We start from the raw sequence: 20,404 nt of genomic DNA on the forward strand, positions 1-20,404 counted from the left end.
TGCGGACATTTTTTGAAATCATCATGACATTAAGCCAATATACCAAAGAATTCTCATACAATCTCAGATTAGCCTATCCTATTATTTTAGGAATGTTAGGACATACGGTTGTCGGGATTGTAGATAATATCATGGTAGGGAAATTAGGACCATCAGAGTTGGCTGCAGTTTCCCTTGGGAATAGTTTTGTGTTCATTGCCATGTCATTAGGTATTGGTTTTTCTACTGCAATTACACCTTTAGTCGCAGAAGCCGACGGAAAATCGGATGTTGCAAAAGGTCGTGAAGCTTTTCACCACGGGTTATACTTATGTACTATTTTGGGTGTGGTTTTATTCACCATTATCTTTTTTTCGAAACCTTTAATTGCTTACATGAAACAACCTGATCATGTTGTTGAGCTAGCAAAACCGTATTTAGATATTGTTGCTTTTTCGCTTATTCCGCTTATTATGTTTCAGGCTTACAAACAGTTTGCAGACGGAATGAGTCAAACTAAATATTCCATGTGGGCGACAATTTTAGCTAATTTAACGAATGTCTTACTCAATTATTTATTCATTTACGGTGTTTGGTTTTTTCCAAAATTAGGAATTGTGGGAGCTGCTATCGGAACGATAGCTTCACGTATTGTAATGTTAGCATTTATGCATTATGTATTGAAGAGCAAACGAAAATTTCATCCATATTTTGAGGGATTTTCCTTGAAAGAAATTAAACGAGAAGTTAATATGAGAATCATCAAAATTGGTTCGCCTTCTGCCATGCAAATGTTTTTTGAAGTCGGATTGTTTACTGGTGCTATTTGGCTTTCGGGGAATTTAGGAACAAGTAGTCAGGCAGCAAATCAAGTGGCATTAAGTTTAGCGTCATTTACCTTTATGTTTGCTATGGGATTGAGTGTTGCAGCCATGATTCGTGTCGGTAATCAAAAAGGATTAGGGGATTTTCATAAGCTTCGTTTAGTAGCATTTTCCATATTTCTATTGGCCACCATTTTAGAAATTGCTTTTGCTTTAATTTTCTTTTTATTTCATGAACAATTACCAACAATTTTTGTCGATTTAAAAGATGTCGCTAATTATACTGAAAATTTAGAAGTAGTAACTATTGCAGCACAATTGTTATTAGTTGCTGCTATATTCCAAATTTCCGATGGATTACAAGTTGTAGTTTTGGGAGCTTTACGTGGCTTACAAGATGTAAAAGTTCCTATGTACATTACATTTGTAGCCTATTGGGTAATAGGTTTTCCAATATCCATTTATTTAGGAGTTTACACTAGTTTAGGCGCAATTGGGATTTGGATTGGATTATTGGCAGGATTGACAGCTGCAGCCTTATTTTTATTTATCCGATTTAACAATGAAACGAAAAAGTTGATTGTTAATGAAGTAAAAAAGGAAGAGTAAAAAGGGAAGAGTTGTTTTGTTTAATTATCAAATTGCCGAATCAACAAAGCAACAAATTAACTATATTAACTATATTTATAACTTATAACTAAAAGAAAATGAACTTACCAAAATTTGTACTGGCTGATAATTCTGATTTTCCAGAAGATATTTTTATCATTCACTTAGATTTTCCTCAATTTATTATCAATTTAAAAGACGATGAAGTGGAGATTTTAGAAGATGTAGAAGGAGAAGACGAAAAGGAATTAGAGAGCGAAATGGAACACTTAATTACTCTTGCGGGCGAATTTTACGATAGAGAAATGGAGCGTTACGAAGAATAAAAGAAGCTAGATGCTAAAGATTTTATTTTTAATGGCATAGATCACAAGACCTATTCTGTTTTTTGCACTTAATTTTACAAATAGGTTATCTCTGTAGCCATCAATAGTTTTTGGACTTAAGTTCATTTTATCTGCAATTTCCTTATAAGTCATTTCAGTACAGATTAATTTTAAAAATTCAATTTCTGTATCTTTTAATAATTCTTCTTTAGGAGATTTCCCTTTTATAGAATTAAGCAGGACATTATTGACTAAATTATTATGATAGAAGCCGGTTTCAACTGTTTTCTTTAAAGCGTGTTCCAATGTTTTTTTGTCAACATCTTTTAATAGATAACCTTTAGCGCCGGCCTTTATCATTTTCAGAATAGTATGTTCGTCTTCTTCAACGGTTAAGGCAATCACATCAATTTTCGGATAGTTTTCTGTCAACCATTTTGTAGTCTCTATACCATTCATGATAGGCATGTTAACATCCATTAAGATGATTTCAGGAGCTTTGTGAGATTTTAGTTTTTCAATGAGTTCTGTTCCGTTTTTACATAAAAAAGCAACATAAAAGTCCGGAAAACTATTCACTACTCCCGCAATAGCTTCTGACAATAAAGTGTGGTCTTCAATGATGGCAACTGTTCTTTTGTCCATAATCAAATTTTATGATCTCAATACAATAGTTAGTTTTGTGTATAAACAATCAAAAGGTTTGTTCCGATGTCAATTTTAGAGCTAAGTTTAATATCAGCTTGAATAAGGCTGGCTCTTTTTTTCATGTTTAGTAATCCGACGCCCATATCAAAGTTAGTTGATGTATCAAATCCTTTTCCATTGTCATTGGCTTCTATAATCAGTTTATTTTTTAAATTGTCATATTCCATGATTACATTGAGTTTTGTTGCTTTTGAGTGCTTTATAGTATTTGAAAAAAACTCCTGTAAGATCCTGAAAATGACAATTTCAGCTTTAGGGTTTACAGATGAAAAATTTCCTTTTAACTCTAAAGTTGATTCAATATAATTTAATCTGTTAAAACGTTCTATTTCAAGCTTAAGTGCGTCTTCTAAAGTGATTTGACTTATGTAATCCGGATTAGTGACTTTAGAAAGGGCACGAACTTCATTCAGAATTTTGGTTAAGTTGTTATGTAATTCTTGAGTATCAGCATGTTCTATTTTTTGAAGTTGAATTTTAGCCAATGTTAATAATTGTCCAATGTTGTCGTGTAGTTCCCAACTAATGTTTCGAAGAGTTTGTTCTTTAATTTCAATTTGTGATTCTACAATTTCACGTTCAAAGTTCTTCTTCTCTTCAACTTGTTTTATTAACAATGTGTTTTTCTTTTGTTGAAAAATAACAATGAGCAGAATAATGACAAAGCATAACCCTGCAAGCCCCAGAATGGCAAAAATTACTCCTTCGATTCCGCTTTGCTCCATATAAAACCAGAAATTAGTATGCAATTATAACTTAAAAGTAAGAAATAATTTATTATAAAGATGAATGGAATGGTGTTAGAGTTAGAATAATATTTTCTAACAATATAGAAAGGAACATTAGGAACAAAGTATATGAGGTGCGCAAAGCTCACCCAAAAAAGCAATGATTTCGTAATAAATAAAATCTTATCTGATCGCAATATTTCAAAAAGATAAATAATAATGGTGATAGTTATGAGTGATGCTCCAATGATGAAAGTATTTAGAAAATAACTTTTACAAAAATCTTCAAAATAGAAATTTATGATAAAAGAAAAGATATAGAAATACTTGAAAAAAGAGACTATCTTATAGTTATTTATATTTCTGACGTATTGACTATATATCCATAATAAGGCAGAAAATCGAACAATCTGATAGAAATTATAAATAACAAAGTTATTACTTGTTTTAAATGTGTATTGCATTATCAGCCCTAATACGTCGTTAAGGAAAGTATACCATAAGATAAACAAGAGAATCTTAAGCGGACTTTTGGAATATTTACGAAAAAAAAATGTTCCAAACAATGCCACAAAAAATTCTAACAAGATTAGAAAAAATCGAATATTTTCGGTAGAGAAGAGCGGTATTCGCATATCTTTTTCATTTAAATAAAGAAACTGTCTCAAAGATTAAAGATATATTTAAAATCAATAAAATCTTAAAAACAGTTTCTTCGTTTCTTTAATCATTTTTAGGAGGTGGAAACATGGCCAGTTCATTAAGTAATAAACTGGTTTCATTATTACTGTCTTCTAAAGAGGTATTATTATTTGTAGTGGTAAATCGTTTTATTTTTCTATTCTTCTGATACGTCAGTTCATCAATGACCTTTAATTTCCCGACTAGTTTGTTAGTTCCGTTATGTTGGATGGAAAAAGGAACATTTTCAAGTAAAGGATAAGACTTAGAAAGCTTTGAGCTGTTTGTTTTAATAGTAGGAGCAAAGAATAATGTTTCCCTGCCTGGCAATAATTGTTCTTGTTCTCTTTTAGAGTAACCATACGTTTTATTGGAAGGATATTGGGAGAAATAAATTCTTATGCCAGTAACCTTCGTTTGATTCAATTTGGAAACTTTATCTAATAAATTGATATAATTCTTTAAAGAATCCAGATCTATCCATGCAAATTCTGTTGCCTGATAAGAATCTTTTTCATGATTACTCTCAATAATATATTGAACTCCTTTTTCATAAGTTTCTTTCATCAGTATACCTTTCTTAACAGAAATGATATTATGTGGCATTGTAACTTCATTTGTTTTTTCTGTAGTGCATGAAGTAAAAGAAATTGCTAAAGCAATAGCAATAAAGAGAGTAGAATGCAATAGTTTCATGATATATTATTTTTTAGCAAAAATACCTTATTAAAATATACAATTTTAGGGGAAAAACACCCTTTTTGTGTAGTTTATTTCTATTGAAAATCAGGTAAAGTACTGATAATTAAAACTTTTAAAAACTTCAATTTTGTCCTGTCGATCGATTAATCTTTTAAACAGGAATGCCGAAAACTGTATAGAGTAGGTACAATAGAAAAAACATTTTTATGAGTTTATATAGTCAAATTTATCAGGGAGAATCTTTTTCAGAATCAGATTATTTTGAAGCAGTACGCTATGTTTTAGGCCCTGAGTATACTCATTTGGGAGAGGATGAGTTAGAAGACGTTTTATTATCACATGTTGAACAAATGTCTGAATCAGAAGCAGAAAGTTTTTGGTCTAATTTAGGAAATGTCGCGAGAAGTGTAGGTTCAGGAGTGTTAAAAGGAGTATCTGCTATTGCTCCAATAGCTGGAACTGCAGTTGGAGCAATCTATGGAATGCCTCAAATAGGAGGAGCAGTAGGAGGATTAGTAGGGAATCTGGCAGGAAATGCAGGTAATGCATTAGGAAATTCCAGAATTTCTCAAAACAGAACAGTAAATCGCAGGCCGGCACCAAGACCGCAATCAAGACCTAATTCAGTAGCAAATAGTCAATTGAGACAAACATGGAATGATACCAGAAATTACCTTACGAATGCAGGGAAAGCCGCTTTACCGGCAATCCAACAATATGTACAAAATAACCCTGTACAATTAAATCAGCAAACACAGCAAGGCGTAAAAAGAATCCAAGATTTATACAATCAATTAGGAGGAGTTATTAACAACCCTCAGTTTCAAGCTGGACAAGCGCAGCAAAGTTTAGGAGTCGCAAGTCCAAATGCACCGATTGAAAGTCATTCTTTTTCAGAGTTAATAGAATCTATTAATTATTTGACTGAGAATATTTTATACGAGTATTACAATGAAGGTTTTTTACCGGAAGAGGACTATTTCATTGATGATTATGGTCAGTTTATAGGTGCAAATAGCAATGAAAGAATAAACAGACTTGAGGATGTTTTAGCAACAATTTAAAAAAAATCTGATGGAAGCTTATATACAAATGTTAAAAGAGCAAAATCCTGAATTTGCAAAATACTACGAATTATTACAACCCATGATGCAAAAAGATACGGAATCTGAAGAGAACGTTGAAAATAATCCTTTTAAGGTCGAATTAGAAGACAGAATAAAAAAACTGGAAAGAATAAATAAAAAACTTTTTCAGATAGTTGAAAATTTGAAAGAACAACTTGAGGATAATATGGCTTTGAATGATGATTTAGCAAAAGCAATAGGAGCTTGTATTCACTGTTTTGGTCATGATCCTAATTGTGCAGAATGTCATGGAGCAGGTAAAGTAGGCGCGTATGTTCCGGATTTTATCTTATTTAATAAGTATATAAACCCAGCAGTACAAAAATTTAACAGACACTTTTTTAATAAAAATTAATAGTAACATTTAAAAAGAAAAATTATGTACGAATTTGAAAATTTTATCGATGAAGATTTATTAAACGAAGATTTATTAAATGAAGACCTTTTCGGGGAAGATCTATTAGAAAGTTTTGACGAAAGTTTTGATGAGGCAAAAAGAAGACCTTTTAATAGAAGAAAATTGGCTCCAATAAGTTCTAGCGTTCGACCACGTGTTGCCCAAAAATCAAATTTCGGTAAATCATTAAGTGGTAGAGCGGCAGATTATGCGACTAAAAGCGATTTGAAAAAAGCATTAGATTCCATCTCCGGAGATGTTAATGAATTGAAAAAAACATCAATTGCAACGAGCAAATCGATCAAAGCTTTGGATGCTAAGCATACAGAACTTGTAAAAATTGAAGCCAGAAAAAATGAAAACCAAAAAACGGTTTTAAAAAACATGCAAATGATGAGCATGATGGGATCTTTAATTAATCAACCTAAGTTAAAAGCAGATAATTTAAAGATTGTATCAGATGATAAAGGGATTAAAACAATAGAAGAAGTAACACCAGGAAATTCTATTCAAGTAGATCAAACATTATCATTACTATTACCTATGATGACAACTATGGGTGATTCTTCTACGGGTAAATCAGATAGTTCTAATATGATGTTACCAATGATTCTATTAATGAGTCAAAATGGTAATACAACTAGTGGAAATAATAATTTGTTACCACTTGTTATGATGATGACTATGATGAATAAATAAGAATTAAAAATGCCCATAGGTATTTTATGGGCATTTTTATTAGTATAAATTATTAATACTCAAACCTATTAGATATGAATGCAATGAATATGTTAATCAGTTATGTTTTTGCAGAGAGTAGTGCTCAAAAATATAATGTTGCCAATAAACAAAAACTACAAAGTTTAGCTTTAGTATCAGGTATGGTTTCACCCAATCCAATTTTCGCCTATCTCATTGTTGAGAATGAAGCAAAAAAATTGGAAGTGATTAACCCTGTGGTTGGAGAATCTGTTGTCATCATTGATGATAATTCAAATTCAAATTGTACAACAAGTACACCAATAAAAGAGGAAAGTACTGTTATAGTACAAAATACAGGTCCATCTAAAGAGGAATTTTATGATTTAATAAAAGGAGCCACACATGAAGCTCTAAAAGAAGATATTTCTCCAAATTTTTTAAGATCAAAAAATGTTGACGAAGTTCAATTGGAAAATGAAATCTTAGAATATTCAATTAATCAACAAAGAAAATCAATTGAAAATGCTGAAAGGGATTATGAATTTATAATTTCTCACAAGTATTTTAATGAATTGCCAGAATATGATAAGAAGACTATCATAGAGTTTAGAGAGACAATCATTGAAAAAGGAATTTTAGATAAATTTAAAAAAGTCTTTAATAACAAAAAATTCAGTGGGAATGTCTTTTTTTCATTAGTTAATATTTTTTCACTCTACAGCTCAAATTTTTTCTCTATTAGATACAGTTTAGAGAAAATTGAGTTAGAGAAAAAAGAATTTGAATCAAAGGAAGGTAGTATTGCGGATAAGGATACTTCAACTAAGAAAACCACTGCAAAAAAATAAACTATGGATCCTAGGCTAAAAGTAATTTTGTATGGAAATCCGGATGAAGAACTTTCTCTTCTAATGCGACTTAAAAGGCTATCAAACTATCCTGAAAATTGTAAAATCATTTCTCAGTTTGGTGATATTGTCAGTTGTAGAGTAAAGAGAAAAGATTTGGAAAAATTATACTACAGTAATGAAGTTCTTAGTTTAAAAGCTCCCAGAGTAATTCCTGCAGATAATAGTTTTGGTGAAACAAAAGGTGAAATAATCAATATCAAAAGAGATTATTCCAAAAAGAATAAATCAAATGTAGTCTTTGGTTTAATAGATTTTGGATTCGACTTTACTCATGAAGATTTCATTGATAATGGATTGACTCGATTCGAAAAAATTTGGATTCAAAACACAAACTCTGATGGGAATAATTATGGCTATGGAAAAATTATTGATTCAAATCTTATAAACCAAGCAATTCATAGTGAGTATCCATTTAAAAAAGCACAGTATCATCCCGGTAAAACAGATTTATTTGGAACAGGAACGCATGGAACGCATGTACTAGGTATTGCATGTAGTAATGGAAAAGTAGCGAATAAAGGATTCGCCTCTGATTCTCCTATTATAGCTGTTGATATGGGGTTAAATCTTGTAAACGGGTCTAATCTGTCTTTAGGGGATTCCGTAAAACTCGTAGAAGGTCTCGATTTTATTTTGAAAAATGCAGGCGATAGACCTGTAGTTATTAATATGAGCTTAGGAGGGCATGGTGATGCTCATACGGGGCAAACACCGGTTGAAATTGCTATTGATAATATTTTGACTTCCAGAAGAGGAACAGCTATTGTGCAAAGTACAGGGAATTATTTTCAGGCTAGGGCACATACATTTGGAGATATAAGAGAAGGAGAGACTGTTGATATTCCTTGGTTTTTTAAAAAAAGAGATATTACACCAAATGAAATGGAAATTTGGTATGAAGGCGAGGATGAGTTATCTGTTATAATAATGGATGATGACGGAACAATTTTATTAGAATCTACTCCTTTTAAAGACGAAATAATTGCTCGTAATAATGATGAGGTTGGTATTTGTTTACACCGAAAAAGCGAACCTAATACCGCTAAAAATCACATCAATATTTTAATCAATGGAAAGCAAAGCTCAAAGTTTTGGAAAGTAAAATTAAAAGGACGTAAGATAAAAAAAGGTCGCTATCATTGTTATATAGAACGAGATGATAAAGGACAATCCATTTTTTTACCGGATATTGTTAAAACCACGCATACAACAAACTCCATTTGTAACTCAAAATATAGTATTGTAGTAGGAGCGTATAATCAAGATGATGATTTAAGACCAGTTCTTCCTTTCAGTAGTTCAGGGCCTACAGCAGACGGAAGAATGAAGCCGGAAGTACTCGCTCCAGGATATAAAATTAAATCTTCTTGTTCTTCATCAATTAGAGATGCCAGAGCATTATCCAGACTTTGTTCTAAAAGCGGCAGTAGTATGGCAGCCCCTTACGTAGCATCAATAATTGTAAAAATGTTAGAGGAAGACCCATCACTTTCAATTTTTGAAATTAGAAAAAAACTTTTTGAGTCTTGCGAGTCTTTTAATAGTAAGAACAATCCATTAGACATTTTTAGAGCAGGATACGGTTATGTCACTCCTGAGAGAGTTTTAAATTTAAAAAAAACAAGTTAATCATGGAAAATTTATTAATCAATAATGAATCTGTCAGAACAGATTCCGGTTTATATTCGTTAAGTATTAGAAATAGTGTAGGGTTTAATGCAGTGAATAGTATTGAAGATGTTCAGACTATTCAGATAATGTTAAAAGAATTAGGGTATAATGTGCTTACAAATGGTATAATTATCAATTCTCAAAGTGATGCAACCATTACCTCAATTTTTAATTTTCAAGCAATTAATAGCTTAAGGATTTCAGGACAAATAGAGCCTGATGATGAAACCTATCAACTTCTTGTTCAAAGAGTAAAATCGCCTTTAGTAATTACAGAAAGTGATGATGAATCGATACATCAACCTTTTTTTACCAATGCTTTTATATTTAGAAGAAACGCAGGTAAGGCCGGAACTTTGAATGTTTTTTTTGAAGGAGATTCTTGGTTAGACTATCCGATCCCTAATGTTTTAGATTTATATGATACAATTACAAAAAGAAACAGTAGATTAAATCTTAATAGTTTACATTTTGCAAAATTCGGAGAAACAACCACTGATATGTATAGAGATAGAGCTGATTTTGAGCGATACTTATCAAGCTATAGAATTGATCGGATTTATTTCAGCGGTGGAGGAAACGATGTTTTTCCTAACCTAATTAGAATTATTAAAAGCGGTGTAACACGATTTGATAATTCATTTTTCACCGATTCAACTAAGCTTGCCGAGTTAAGAAGTATGCCTGCTGGAGATGAATTAAATCGAAAATGTGTAGCTTATAAAAGTTATTTAAACACAGCGGCTTTTGAAACAGCAGTTTTTAATAGTACAAACTTAACGTCTATCTTTAACACTATTAGAGATAATTATTTACGATTTGGAAGTATTATTAATGCACATTCGACTCCCAATTTGATTTTTTACATGCATACATACGATTATCCAATGTACAAATTAGGAGTTCGACCTTCTTTAGGAGTAACCTTGCCTATTGGTCCTTGGATAAAACCGGTATTTGATACTTTAGGAATTGCCGATCCAATTTTGAGAAACTTTATTATTATCCGTCTTTTGGATAAATTTTATTCTCTTTTATGGAGTATAAAAAGTCGATTTACGGCATTGGGATACCGTTTCGTAACTCGAATTATTGATTATAGAGGACTATTAAATTCTTCTGAGTATTGGAGAGATGAAATACATCCTAATTCAGCCGGAGCCGCTCGACTGGCAACGAGAGTTACTTTTTAAAATATTTCTCTAAAAGAATTTGAGCGGCTGCAAAAGGTGATATTTCATTGTTTTGCACCGCTTTTTTATTTTGATCTAATAAGGCTTTGATTTCTGGATTGTTATAAAAACGATTTTTTAATTGTTCATTTATCGTTTCCAGCATCCAGTATTGATTTTGCTCTTGTCTTTTGTGTTCAAAATATTGATTTTCTTTCGTTAGTTCAAAATATTCCGCTATGATTTGCCAAACTTGATCGATTCCTGTTTTTTCGTAAGCACTGCAAGTCGTTACTTTAGGAATCCAACCACTGTTTTTAGCCGGAAATAAATGCAATGCTCTGTTGAATTCAGTTTTAGCCAACTTTGCTTTAGCAATATTATCACCATCGGCTTTGTTAATCACAATGGTATCAGCCATTTCCATAATACCGCGTTTAATACCTTGTAATTCATCACCGGCTCCGGCAATTTTCAACAGCAAAAAGAAATCAACCATACTGTGAACAGCAGTTTCACTTTGACCCACACCAACAGTTTCAATAATAATGGTATCAAAACCACAAGCTTCGCATAAAATAATCGTTTCTCTTGTTTTTCGGGCTACACCGCCTAAACTATCTCCGGAAGCACTCGGACGGATATACGCATTTTCGTCTTTGACCAATTCTTCCATTCGGGTTTTATCGCCCAAAATACTTCCGTGACTAATAGAAGAACTTGGATCTACCGCTAAAACCGCTACTTTCTTTCCAATAGAAGTCAAATATTTCCCAAAAGCTTCAATAAATGTACTTTTTCCCACGCCCGGAACTCCCGTAATTCCTATTCGAACCGATTGATTAGCATGTGGCAAACAACCTTGAATCACTTCATTTGCTTTGTCTAAATGTTCCGTATTGGTACTTTCAATTAAAGTTATCGCACGGCTTAAAGCAATTTTATCACCTGTCAAAATTCCTTCAACTAATTCATTGGCAGAAGGTTGCTTTCTTCTGAATTGCTTTACATTTTGTGCAACGGATTGACTGACAGAATCAGGCTGGTTCACACCGTCTTTTTCATAAAGTGCTGTTGGAGTTTTACTGTGTTTTGCCACTTTAGTACGTTTTTGTGTAAAATTACTGAAAAGCAAAAAATAAAACAATTGTATGAATCATCTGTTTTTAACAGTATGCTCACTAATATTGAATTTTTCTAATTTTATAAAAGAATTAGAATGCTTTACTGATCGTTTCCTTTAACTTTGTTATACTAACGCCAATACAATAAAATGGATAATATTATTTTACTTTTTGGATGCCTGTTTTTAGGTGTTCTTTTTCAAAAAGTCCCGGCATTTCCCAAAAATGCACATCAAGCACTCAATCAGTTCGTTATTTATGTTTCCATTCCTGCAATGGCATTGTATTATATACCAAAAGTAGAAATTAATGCTTCTTTATTATATCCGTTAGGAATAGCTTGGTTAGGTTTTGGATTATCATTCGTATTTTTCTATGGATTAGGGAAATTACTAGGATGGTCTAAAAAATTGATAGGTTGCCTTATTGTCGTCGGTGGTTTGGGAAACACATCATTTGTTGGTTTTCCTGTCATTGAAGCTTTATATGGTAAAGAAGGTATTGAAACCGCTATTATTGTAGACCAACCAGGTTCTTTCGTAGTGATGTCAACCTTAGGGATTATTGTAGCGACGAGTTTTTCAAAAGAGACACCAAGCGCCAGAACACTTTTGACCAAAATTTTAAAATTCCCTCCTTTTTTAGCTTTCTTTCTGGGTTTAATGCTCAATATCGCAGAAATCGATTTTCCAACGGCTTTGCAAAGTGTTTTTCAAAGAGTAGGAGCAACTGTTTCGCCAGTAGCTTTAGTAGCGGTTGGACTTCAGTTAAAATTTGAACGTCGAAGTTTACACTGGCCTTTTTTAGGAGTTGGGCTGCTTTTTAAATTAATGATTACTCCTTTATTCTTTTTTGTATTGTACAAATTAGTGTTAGGAGCTGATGGTCTGCCGATTGATGTTTCTATTATAGAAGCCGCAATGGCACCTATGATAACCGGAGCAATTTTAGCGTCCAGTTATGGTTTAAAACCCAAATTAAGTAACATGATGGTGGGCGTCGGAATTCCACTTTCTTTTGTTACCTTAGCATTATGGTATTTTATTTTACTCCAATTTTAATATGGAAATAACGGCTCAGCATATCAATGAATTAACCGAAATTGTAGGTGCAAATTTTATCTTTACCGATGAAGAAACCCGAAAAAATTACGGTCACGATGAAACGGAAGATTATAATTTTCCGCCTCATGTAGTAGTGAAACCGGGCAATACAGAAGAAATTTCCAACATTGTAAAATTAGCCAATCAATATAAAATACCTGTAATTCCCATTGGAGGAAGAACAGGCTTAAGCGGTGGTGCATTAAGTATTCATGGAGGCATCGGACTTTCTTTGGAACGTTTGAACGCAATCTTGGAAATTGATGAAAGAAATCTTCAAGTAATCACTGAACCTGCCGTTATCACTCAAGTGTTGCGTGATACTGTTGCTGAAAAGGGATTGTTTTATCCTGTAGACCCTAGCAGTATGGGAAGTTGTTTTATTGGTGGAAATATTGCCGAAAATTCTGGTGGCGCTCGTGCTGTAAAATATGGTGTGACCAAAGATTATGTCTTGAATTTAGAAGTGGTTTTACCCAATGGCGAAATCATTTGGACAGGTGCCAATACTTTAAAAAATTCTACGGGTTACAACTTAACGCAATTGATGGTCGGAAGTGAAGGAACTTTAGGAATTGTAACCAAAATTGTGTTGAAATTATTACCGCAAAACCAATACAATGTTTTGATGTTGGTTCCGTTCTTCAAATCCGAACAAGCTTGTGAAGCGGTTTCAGCTATTTTTAGAGCAGGCATTGTTCCTAGTACATTAGAGTTCATGGAACGTGATGCTATAGATTGGTCAGTGAAATATATCGATAATATAAACGTAACGGTAAAACCCGAACATCAGGCGCATTTACTCATTGAAGTAGACGGAAATTATCCGGATGTTTTAATGCAGGAAGCTGAAAAGATTTTAAGCGTTGTAGAACAATTTGAAGTAGATGAGGTTCTTTTTGCCGATACTGAAGATCAGAAAAATGCTTTGTGGAGAATGCGTCGTGGTGTTGCCGAAGCAGTAAAAGCGAATTCCGTTTATAAAGAAGAAGATACGGTTGTGCCACGTTATGAATTGCCAACACTGTTAAAAGGAATCAAAGAAGCCGGGAAAAAATATGGCTTTCAATCAGTTTGTTACGGACATGCCGGCGATGGAAATTTACACGTGAACATCATCAAAGGAGATTTAACGGATGAGCAATGGCAAACGGAAGTCAGAAAAGGAATCGTTGAGATTTTCGAATTGACTAAATCTTTAAACGGAACATTATCAGGTGAACATGGTATCGGCTATGTACAAAAAGATTTTATGCCTATTATTTTCAATGATACCAGTTTAAATTTAATGAAAGGAATTAAGCAACTTTTTGATCCGAATAATATTATGAATCCGGGAAAAATATTACCGGATTCATAATATGATGTTATAGAAGTTTTACTACATCCTGAATGGATATTGAAAAATTTAATCTTGTAGTTTGAAAACTTTTTGAAGTAATTCAGTAGTTCTGGAATCGATATTACTTCTAATATCTTTTTCTTCAACAGCTATCATGGTGAAAACTCCCGATAAAGCCTTTTGAGTAACATAATCATTCAAATCAGGATTTACTTTTGTTACCATTGGTAAACTATTATATTTGGTTATTATTTTACTCCAAATAGCGTCAGCACCAACTTTTCCTAATGATTCTTTTACTACCGGATTAAATTTTGAATATAAATCAGTAGTAGTCGTATTCTCCAGATAAGTGGTAGCTGCATTTTCTTCGCCCAATAAAATGTTTTTAGCATCGGTAATTGACATCGAAGTGATGGCATTAGTAAAAATAGGTGTCGCTTCTTTAACTGCCTCTTCCGCAGCTCTGTTTAGTGATTTAATTCCTTCATCAGCTAAACTACTCATTCCCATTTTTCGCAAAGTAGCATCTACTTTTTTTAATTCATCGGGAAGTAAAATTTTTACAGCTTCATTTTTAAAGAATCCGTCAACAGCAGTAAGTTTAGTTACTTGTTCCGAAACTCCTTTGTTTAAAGCTTCTTTTAAAGCCGCACTAATATCGGTATTGCTTAGTGAAATTCCTGAAGTGGAAGAAGTGCTTGATGTAGTTGAACTTAATTTTTCTTCTGCTTTTTTGATCAGATCTTTAAACTGAGCATTTGAAAATAAAGGAAGTAAAACTAAAGCAAAAATAATTTTTTTCATGAGGGGTCCATTATGGTTAAACATAGTTAATCTATAACACAAAACATGCCAAGATCAATTCAATTTTGATAATTCAAAAATAATAAATTCTATAAACTGAGATTCTTAGCAAGCTGTTAAAGTGTATAAAAAGCTATGAAATGTTAAAAATTGCTAAAATGCTATATATTGATTTATTAAAATGCATTTTCGGAAAATATATAGATAAATTTTTAATAGTTTTATAAGAGGAAATAAAAAACAAACCAAATTGAACTAGAAAATGAAAAACACATTTAAACAAATAACAGAAATCATCAGCAATAAAGATTTTAAACAGTTGACCAATATAAAAATCGACAAACCCGAATATTTCAATTGGGTTTCAGAAATTTTTGAAGGAATTCATGTGAAAAATACACCTCAAAAAACAGCTCTGCTTTGGACAGACGGAGAAGAAACAGTTTCCTATTCCTATTCTCAAATGAGTGAAAATTGTAACCAATTATTAAATTTTCTAAGAAATAAAGGAGTACAACAAGGCGATATTGTTTTAACGCAATTGATGCTTCAACCGATTAGTTGGGCAGCGACTTTAGCAACGATCAAAGGTGGTTTGCAAATGATTCCTACGGCGACTATTATGGGGGTTCAGGATTTAGCGTATCGCTTTGAAAAAACATTGCCCAAAGTAATTATTTCTGATGTGAACAACGCGCATAAAACTGATGAAGCCGAAGAAGTTTTCGGAACCAAAATTCCGGTAAAAATCATTTGCGACGGAACCAGAGAAGGTTGGTACACATTGGAAGATATTGAAAAAGAAAGTACAGCTGCAGAAGCTGTGGCAACAAAAGCCGATGATACATTATTCATGTTCTTTACTTCAGGAACCACAGGAATGCCTAAAATTGTTTGCCATACACATTTTTCCTATCCGGTCGGGCATTTAACCACAACCACTTGGATTGGTCTGACTGAAAATGATATACATTATAATATTTCGCAACCGGGTTGGGCTAAATTTGCTTGGAGTAGCTTTTTTGCGCCGTGGAATGTAGGAGCCGCCATTTTTGCATACCATAGTAATAACCGTTTTGAAGCTGCTGTGACACTTGATTTAATTGCAAAACACAAAATAACGACATTGTGCGCGCCGCCAACGGTTTTGCGTTTGTTTATTCAAGAAGATGTAAAATCATACCATTTTTCATTGCGTGAATGTGTGGCTGCGGGTGAACCGTTAAATCCGGAAATTATTGAGGAATGGAAAGAAGCAACCGGAGTTTTAATTCGTGATGGTTTCGGACAAACCGAAAGTACATGTATGGTTGCTAATTTGCCGGGACAAAAAGTGAAGTTTGGTTCCATGGGGAAACCAACGTTTTTATATGATGTAGTTATTGCGGATAACGAAGGAAACATTTTGCCGGATAATGAAGAAGGAAACATTTGTGTACGAATGGAACGAGGAGAAACACCAAACGGAATTTTCAAAGGCTATTTATTCGATAAGGAAAGGGAAGCCAAAGCATTTCATAGCGGATTGTACTACACCGGAGATAAAGCCTATCGTGATGCCGAGGGGTATATTTGGTTTATTGGTCGCGATGATGATGTGATCAAAGCTTCTGATTATAGAATCGGACCGTTTGAAGTCGAAAGTGTTTTGTTGGAACATCATGCAGTTGTCGAATCAGCAGTAGTGGGCTCGCCTCATCATATTAAAGGTCACGAAGTGAAGGCTTTTGTGGTGTTGCATCACGAGCACGAACCAACCGAACATTTAGCGATTGATATTTTTATGTTCAGCCGAAAGTTTTTAGCACCTTATAAAATGCCGAGAATTATAGAATTTGTTACCGAATTGCCTAAAACCATTAGTGGTAAAATTCGTCGTGTAGAATTGCGAGCTTCCGAAGCAGAAAATAAAGCAAAAAATCAGCAATCCGATAATGAGTTTTTTTATTCTAAAGACCGAAATTAGGATTGTTTTGCAAAAAACATAATTTAAAAGCAGTAGGGTATAAAATTTTTACGAATAATGTAATAATTGATTATCTTGCATACCCAAATAACAAAACTAAAAATGGAACAGGTACAACCTTATCAACCTAAAAATAAAGTAAGAATTGTTACGGCAGCGTCTTTGTTTGACGGACATGATGCAGCCATTAATATCATGCGTAGAATTATTCAATCTACCGGGTGTGAAGTAATTCACTTAGGACACGACAGAAGTGTGGAAGAAGTAGTAAATACTGCCATTCAGGAAGATGCTAATGCTATTGCAATGACTTCTTATCAAGGAGGACATACGGAGTATTTAAAATATATGTTTGATTTGCTCAACGAAAAAGGAGCAAGTCATATTAAAGTTTTTGCCGGTGGAGGCGGGGTGATCCTTCCAACGGAAATCGAAGAATTACACGCTTACGGAATTGAAAAAATCTATTCTCCGGATGATGGTCGCGCCATGGGACTTCAAGGAATGATTAATGATTTAGTGCAAAGAGCCGATTTTCCGGTGGGAAATCAATTGAATGGAGAAATTAATCATTTGACAGAAAAGAATAGTAGAGCAATTGCTCGTGTGATTTCTGCGGCTGAAAATTTCCCGGAAATTGCAAAAGATACCTTAGATAAGATTCACCAAGAAAATAAAGAAACTACAATTCCGGTATTGGGAATTACAGGAACAGGTGGAGCCGGAAAGTCTTCATTAGTAGACGAATTAGTACGTCGTTTCTTAATCGATTTTCCGGAAAAAACGATCGGATTGATTTCTGTAGATCCGTCAAAACGTAAAACAGGAGGCGCATTATTGGGCGATAGAATTCGTATGAATGCTATCAATAATCCTAGAGTTTATATGCGTTCTTTGGCTACACGCCAATCTAATTTAGCTTTGTCTAAATATGTTGCTGAAGCTATCCAAGTCTTGAAAGCTGCTAAATATGATTTGATTATTTTGGAAACTTCAGGTATTGGTCAATCTGATACTGAAATTTTAGATCATTCAGATGTTTCGTTATATGTAATGACACCGGAATTTGGTGCTGCAACGCAATTGGAAAAAATCGATATGTTAGATTTCGCTGATTTAGTAGCGTTAAATAAATTCGACAAGCGTGGCGCGTTAGATGCTATTCGCGATGTAAAAAAGCAATACCAACGCAATCATAATCTTTGGGACAAAACGCCGGACGATATGCCGGTTTTCGGAACTATTGCTTCGCAATTTAACGATCCGGGAATGAATTCGTTGTACAAAGCCATTATGGATAAAGTAGTGGAAAAAACGGGAGCTGATTTACATTCGACGTTTGCTATTACGAAAGAAATGAGCGAAAAAGTATTTGTAATTCCACCGCATAGAACACGTTATTTATCGGAAATTGCAGAAAATAACAGAAGTTATGACGAACGTGCTTTGGCACAAACGGAAGTTGCTCAAAAATTATACGGGATTTTCAAAACTATTGAATCGGTAACCGGAAAACAACCGGAAATTACTAAGACTGGAATCGAGATTACGAATGCTAATAACGCGGACGAACAGTTTGTCAAACTATTATTAGCAGAATTCGACCGTGTAAAAATGAATTTAGATCCCTATAATTGGGAAATCATTGCAACATGGGACGAGAAAGTAAACAAATACAAAAACCCGATTTATAGCTTTAAAGTTAGAGATAAAGTTATCGAAATTAAAACGCATAGCGAATCGTTATCACATACACAAATTCCTAAAATTGCGTTGCCAAAATACCAGGCTTGGGGCGATATTTTACGTTGGTGTTTACAAGAAAACGTACCGGGAGAATTTCCGTTTACTTCAGGATTGTATCCGTTTAAACGTGAAGGAGAAGATCCAACGCGTATGTTTGCCGGAGAAGGCGGACCGGAACGTACCAATAGACGTTTCCATTATGTTTCATTAGGAATGCCGGCAAAACGTTTATCAACAGCATTCGATTCTGTTACTTTATACGGTAATGACCCTGACTTACGTCCGGATATTTACGGAAAAATCGGTAATGCCGGAGTTTCCATTTGTTGTTTAGATGATGCAAAAAAATTATATTCTGGTTTCGATTTAAGTCATCCGGCAACTTCAGTTTCTATGACAATCAACGGACCAGCACCTATGTTGTTAGGTTTCTTTATGAATGCCGCTATCGACCAAAATTGTGAAAAATACATTAAAGAAAATGAATTGGAGCATTTGGTTGAAGCAAAACTGAAAGAACAATACGAGAGTAAAGGTTTAGACCGACCAAAATACAATGGTGAATTGCCGGAAGGTAATGATGGTTTAGGATTAATGCTTCTAGGATTAACCGGAGACCAAGTTTTACCTGCTGAGGTATATGATGAAATTAAAGAGAAAACCCTATCACAAGTTCGTGGTACGGTTCAAGCCGATATATTAAAAGAAGATCAAGCGCAAAATACATGTATTTTCTCTACGGAGTTTGCATTGCGTTTAATGGGTGACGTCCAAGAATATTTTATCCAAAAGAATGTTCGTAACTTCTACTCGGTTTCAATTTCGGGCTATCATATTGCAGAAGCCGGAGCCAATCCTATTACGCAGTTAGCGTTTACATTAGCTAACGGATTTACGTATGTGGAATATTATTTAAGTAGAGGAATGGATATCAATGCCTTTGGTCCTAACTTATCCTTCTTCTTTTCCAATGGTATCGATCCCGAATATGCTGTAATCGGACGTGTAGCCAGAAGAATTTGGGCGAAAGCGTTGAAAAATAAATACGGAGCCAACGAAAGAGCACAAATGTTGAAATATCACATTCAAACTTCGGGTCGTTCGTTACACGCGCAAGAGATTGATTTCAACGATATTCGTACCACATTACAAGCGTTGTATGCAATTTACGATAACTGTAATTCGTTGCATACCAATGCTTACGATGAAGCAATTACAACACCAACGGAAGAATCGGTTCGTCGTGCCATGGCAATTCAGTTGATTATTAACAAAGAACTAGGGTTAGCGAAAAACGAAAATCCGATTCAAGGTTCGTTTATTATTGAAGAATTAACAGATTTAGTAGAAGAAGCTGTTTTAGCAGAATTTGATAGAATTACCGAAAGAGGTGGAGTTCTTGGAGCTATGGAAACTATGTATCAACGTTCTAAAATTCAAGAAGAATCGTTGTACTATGAAACCTTGAAACATACAGGAGAATTCCCGCTCATTGGTGTGAATACATTTTTAAGTTCTAAAGGATCGCCAACCGTGATTCCTGCGGAAGTAATTCGTGCCACAGAAGACGAAAAACAATTCCAGATTACAACGTTGAACAATTTGCAAAAAAATAAAGCCGCTGAGGTAAAAGGACAAATAGAACAAATTCAATCGGCAGCGATTCAAAATGAGAATATTTTTGAAAAATTGATGGAAGCCACTAAAGTTTGTTCTTTAGGTCAAATTACTTCGGCGTTATTTGAAGTAGGCGGTCAGTACAGACGTAATATGTAAAAG

Annotated in this window: 17 protein-coding genes; 12 read left to right on the plus strand and 5 right to left on the minus strand. The window is 33.8% G+C overall.

Translation table 11 applies throughout. The annotated features are described in order from the left end of the window. The first annotated feature begins 23 nt into the window (after positions 1 to 23). Together ACUSJC_RS03220 and ACUSJC_RS03225 are read left to right on the plus strand one after the other, a co-directional pair. Entirely contained in the window at positions 24 to 1,412 is a 1,389-nt protein-coding gene (locus ACUSJC_RS03220; protein ID WP_449268113.1) for an MATE family efflux transporter, read from the plus strand. A gap of 98 nt (positions 1,413 to 1,510) precedes the next feature. Continuing rightward, positions 1,511 to 1,738, plus strand: a complete 228-nt coding sequence (locus ACUSJC_RS03225) for a hypothetical protein (RefSeq protein WP_449268114.1) — start codon at positions 1,511 to 1,513, stop codon at positions 1,736 to 1,738. 6 nt (positions 1,739 to 1,744) lie between these two features. On the opposite strand, the gene ACUSJC_RS03230 is transcribed toward ACUSJC_RS03225, so the two are convergent. The 3 genes from ACUSJC_RS03230 to ACUSJC_RS03240 form a co-directional block, all read right to left on the minus strand. After that, positions 1,745 to 2,383: a response regulator transcription factor gene (locus tag ACUSJC_RS03230; RefSeq protein ID WP_449268115.1), complete on the minus strand. Its 639-nt coding sequence runs from the start codon at positions 2,381 to 2,383 to the stop codon at positions 1,745 to 1,747. 29 nt (positions 2,384 to 2,412) lie between these two features. Further along, a complete protein-coding gene (locus ACUSJC_RS03235) occupies positions 2,413 to 3,171 on the minus strand; it encodes a sensor histidine kinase (RefSeq protein WP_449268116.1) in 759 nt (252 codons plus the stop codon). Positions 3,172 to 3,897: 726 nt separating this feature from the next. Continuing rightward, the gene (locus ACUSJC_RS03240; RefSeq protein ID WP_449268117.1) at positions 3,898 to 4,551 is read right to left on the minus strand and encodes a hypothetical protein; all 654 of its coding nucleotides are present in this window, start codon (positions 4,549 to 4,551) and stop codon (positions 3,898 to 3,900) included. Between the two features lie 212 nt (positions 4,552 to 4,763). Between ACUSJC_RS03240 and ACUSJC_RS03245 the strand changes: the two genes are divergently transcribed. The 6 genes from ACUSJC_RS03245 to ACUSJC_RS03270 all read left to right on the plus strand — a co-directional run bounded on the left by ACUSJC_RS03245 (position 4,764) and on the right by ACUSJC_RS03270 (position 10,558). Beyond that, positions 4,764 to 5,621 (plus strand): hypothetical protein, encoded by an 858-nt coding sequence (locus ACUSJC_RS03245; protein WP_449268118.1) that lies wholly within the window; start codon positions 4,764 to 4,766, stop codon positions 5,619 to 5,621. A 10-nt stretch (positions 5,622 to 5,631) separates the two neighbouring features. After that, on the plus strand, positions 5,632 to 6,039 hold the full coding sequence (locus tag ACUSJC_RS03250) for a hypothetical protein (RefSeq protein WP_449268119.1): 408 nt from the start codon (positions 5,632 to 5,634) through the stop codon (positions 6,037 to 6,039). A 24-nt stretch (positions 6,040 to 6,063) separates the two neighbouring features. After that, positions 6,064 to 6,780, plus strand: coding sequence for a hypothetical protein (locus ACUSJC_RS03255; RefSeq protein ID WP_449268120.1), 717 nt, complete (start codon positions 6,064 to 6,066; stop codon positions 6,778 to 6,780). 74 nt (positions 6,781 to 6,854) lie between these two features. Then, complete coding sequence (locus tag ACUSJC_RS03260) at positions 6,855 to 7,631, plus strand: hypothetical protein (protein ID WP_449268121.1); 777 nt, start codon at positions 6,855 to 6,857, stop codon at positions 7,629 to 7,631. A gap of 3 nt (positions 7,632 to 7,634) precedes the next feature. Continuing rightward, the gene (locus ACUSJC_RS03265) at positions 7,635 to 9,323 is read left to right on the plus strand and encodes a S8 family serine peptidase (RefSeq protein WP_449268122.1); all 1,689 of its coding nucleotides are present in this window, start codon (positions 7,635 to 7,637) and stop codon (positions 9,321 to 9,323) included. A 2-nt stretch (positions 9,324 to 9,325) separates the two neighbouring features. Beyond that, on the plus strand, positions 9,326 to 10,558 hold the full coding sequence (locus tag ACUSJC_RS03270; protein ID WP_449268123.1) for a peptidoglycan-binding domain-containing protein: 1,233 nt from the start codon (positions 9,326 to 9,328) through the stop codon (positions 10,556 to 10,558). Here ACUSJC_RS03270 and meaB read toward each other — a convergent pair. Next, positions 10,548 to 11,636, minus strand: coding sequence for a methylmalonyl Co-A mutase-associated GTPase MeaB (meaB, locus tag ACUSJC_RS03275; RefSeq protein ID WP_449268124.1), 1,089 nt, complete (start codon positions 11,634 to 11,636; stop codon positions 10,548 to 10,550). The genes ACUSJC_RS03270 and meaB overlap by 11 nt on opposite strands. Before the next feature lie 174 nt (positions 11,637 to 11,810). On the opposite strand from meaB, the gene ACUSJC_RS03280 reads away from it, so the two are divergent. Together ACUSJC_RS03280 and ACUSJC_RS03285 are read left to right on the plus strand one after the other, a co-directional pair. Beyond that, positions 11,811 to 12,722 carry an AEC family transporter gene (locus ACUSJC_RS03280; protein WP_449268125.1) on the plus strand — a complete coding sequence of 304 codons (912 nt, stop codon included), beginning with the start codon at positions 11,811 to 11,813 and terminating at the stop codon, positions 12,720 to 12,722. A 1-nt stretch (position 12,723) separates the two neighbouring features. Continuing rightward, positions 12,724 to 14,124, plus strand: a complete 1,401-nt coding sequence (locus ACUSJC_RS03285) for an FAD-binding oxidoreductase (protein ID WP_449268126.1) — start codon at positions 12,724 to 12,726, stop codon at positions 14,122 to 14,124. A 48-nt stretch (positions 14,125 to 14,172) separates the two neighbouring features. Here ACUSJC_RS03285 and ACUSJC_RS03290 read toward each other — a convergent pair whose 3' ends face one another. Continuing rightward, the gene (locus ACUSJC_RS03290) at positions 14,173 to 14,913 is read right to left on the minus strand and encodes a DUF4197 domain-containing protein (RefSeq protein WP_449268127.1); all 741 of its coding nucleotides are present in this window, start codon (positions 14,911 to 14,913) and stop codon (positions 14,173 to 14,175) included. Positions 14,914 to 15,175: 262 nt separating this feature from the next. Here ACUSJC_RS03290 and ACUSJC_RS03295 point away from each other — a divergent pair, with 262 nt between their 5' ends. Then, a complete protein-coding gene (locus ACUSJC_RS03295) occupies positions 15,176 to 16,879 on the plus strand; it encodes an acyl-CoA synthetase (RefSeq protein WP_449268128.1) in 1,704 nt (567 codons plus the stop codon). Positions 16,880 to 16,981: 102 nt separating this feature from the next. Next, positions 16,982 to 20,401 carry a methylmalonyl-CoA mutase family protein gene (locus ACUSJC_RS03300; RefSeq protein ID WP_449268129.1) on the plus strand — a complete coding sequence of 1,140 codons (3,420 nt, stop codon included), beginning with the start codon at positions 16,982 to 16,984 and terminating at the stop codon, positions 20,399 to 20,401. Positions 20,402 to 20,404: the final 3 nt, after the last annotated feature.

Source organism: Flavobacterium sp. U410, assembly GCF_053570605.1.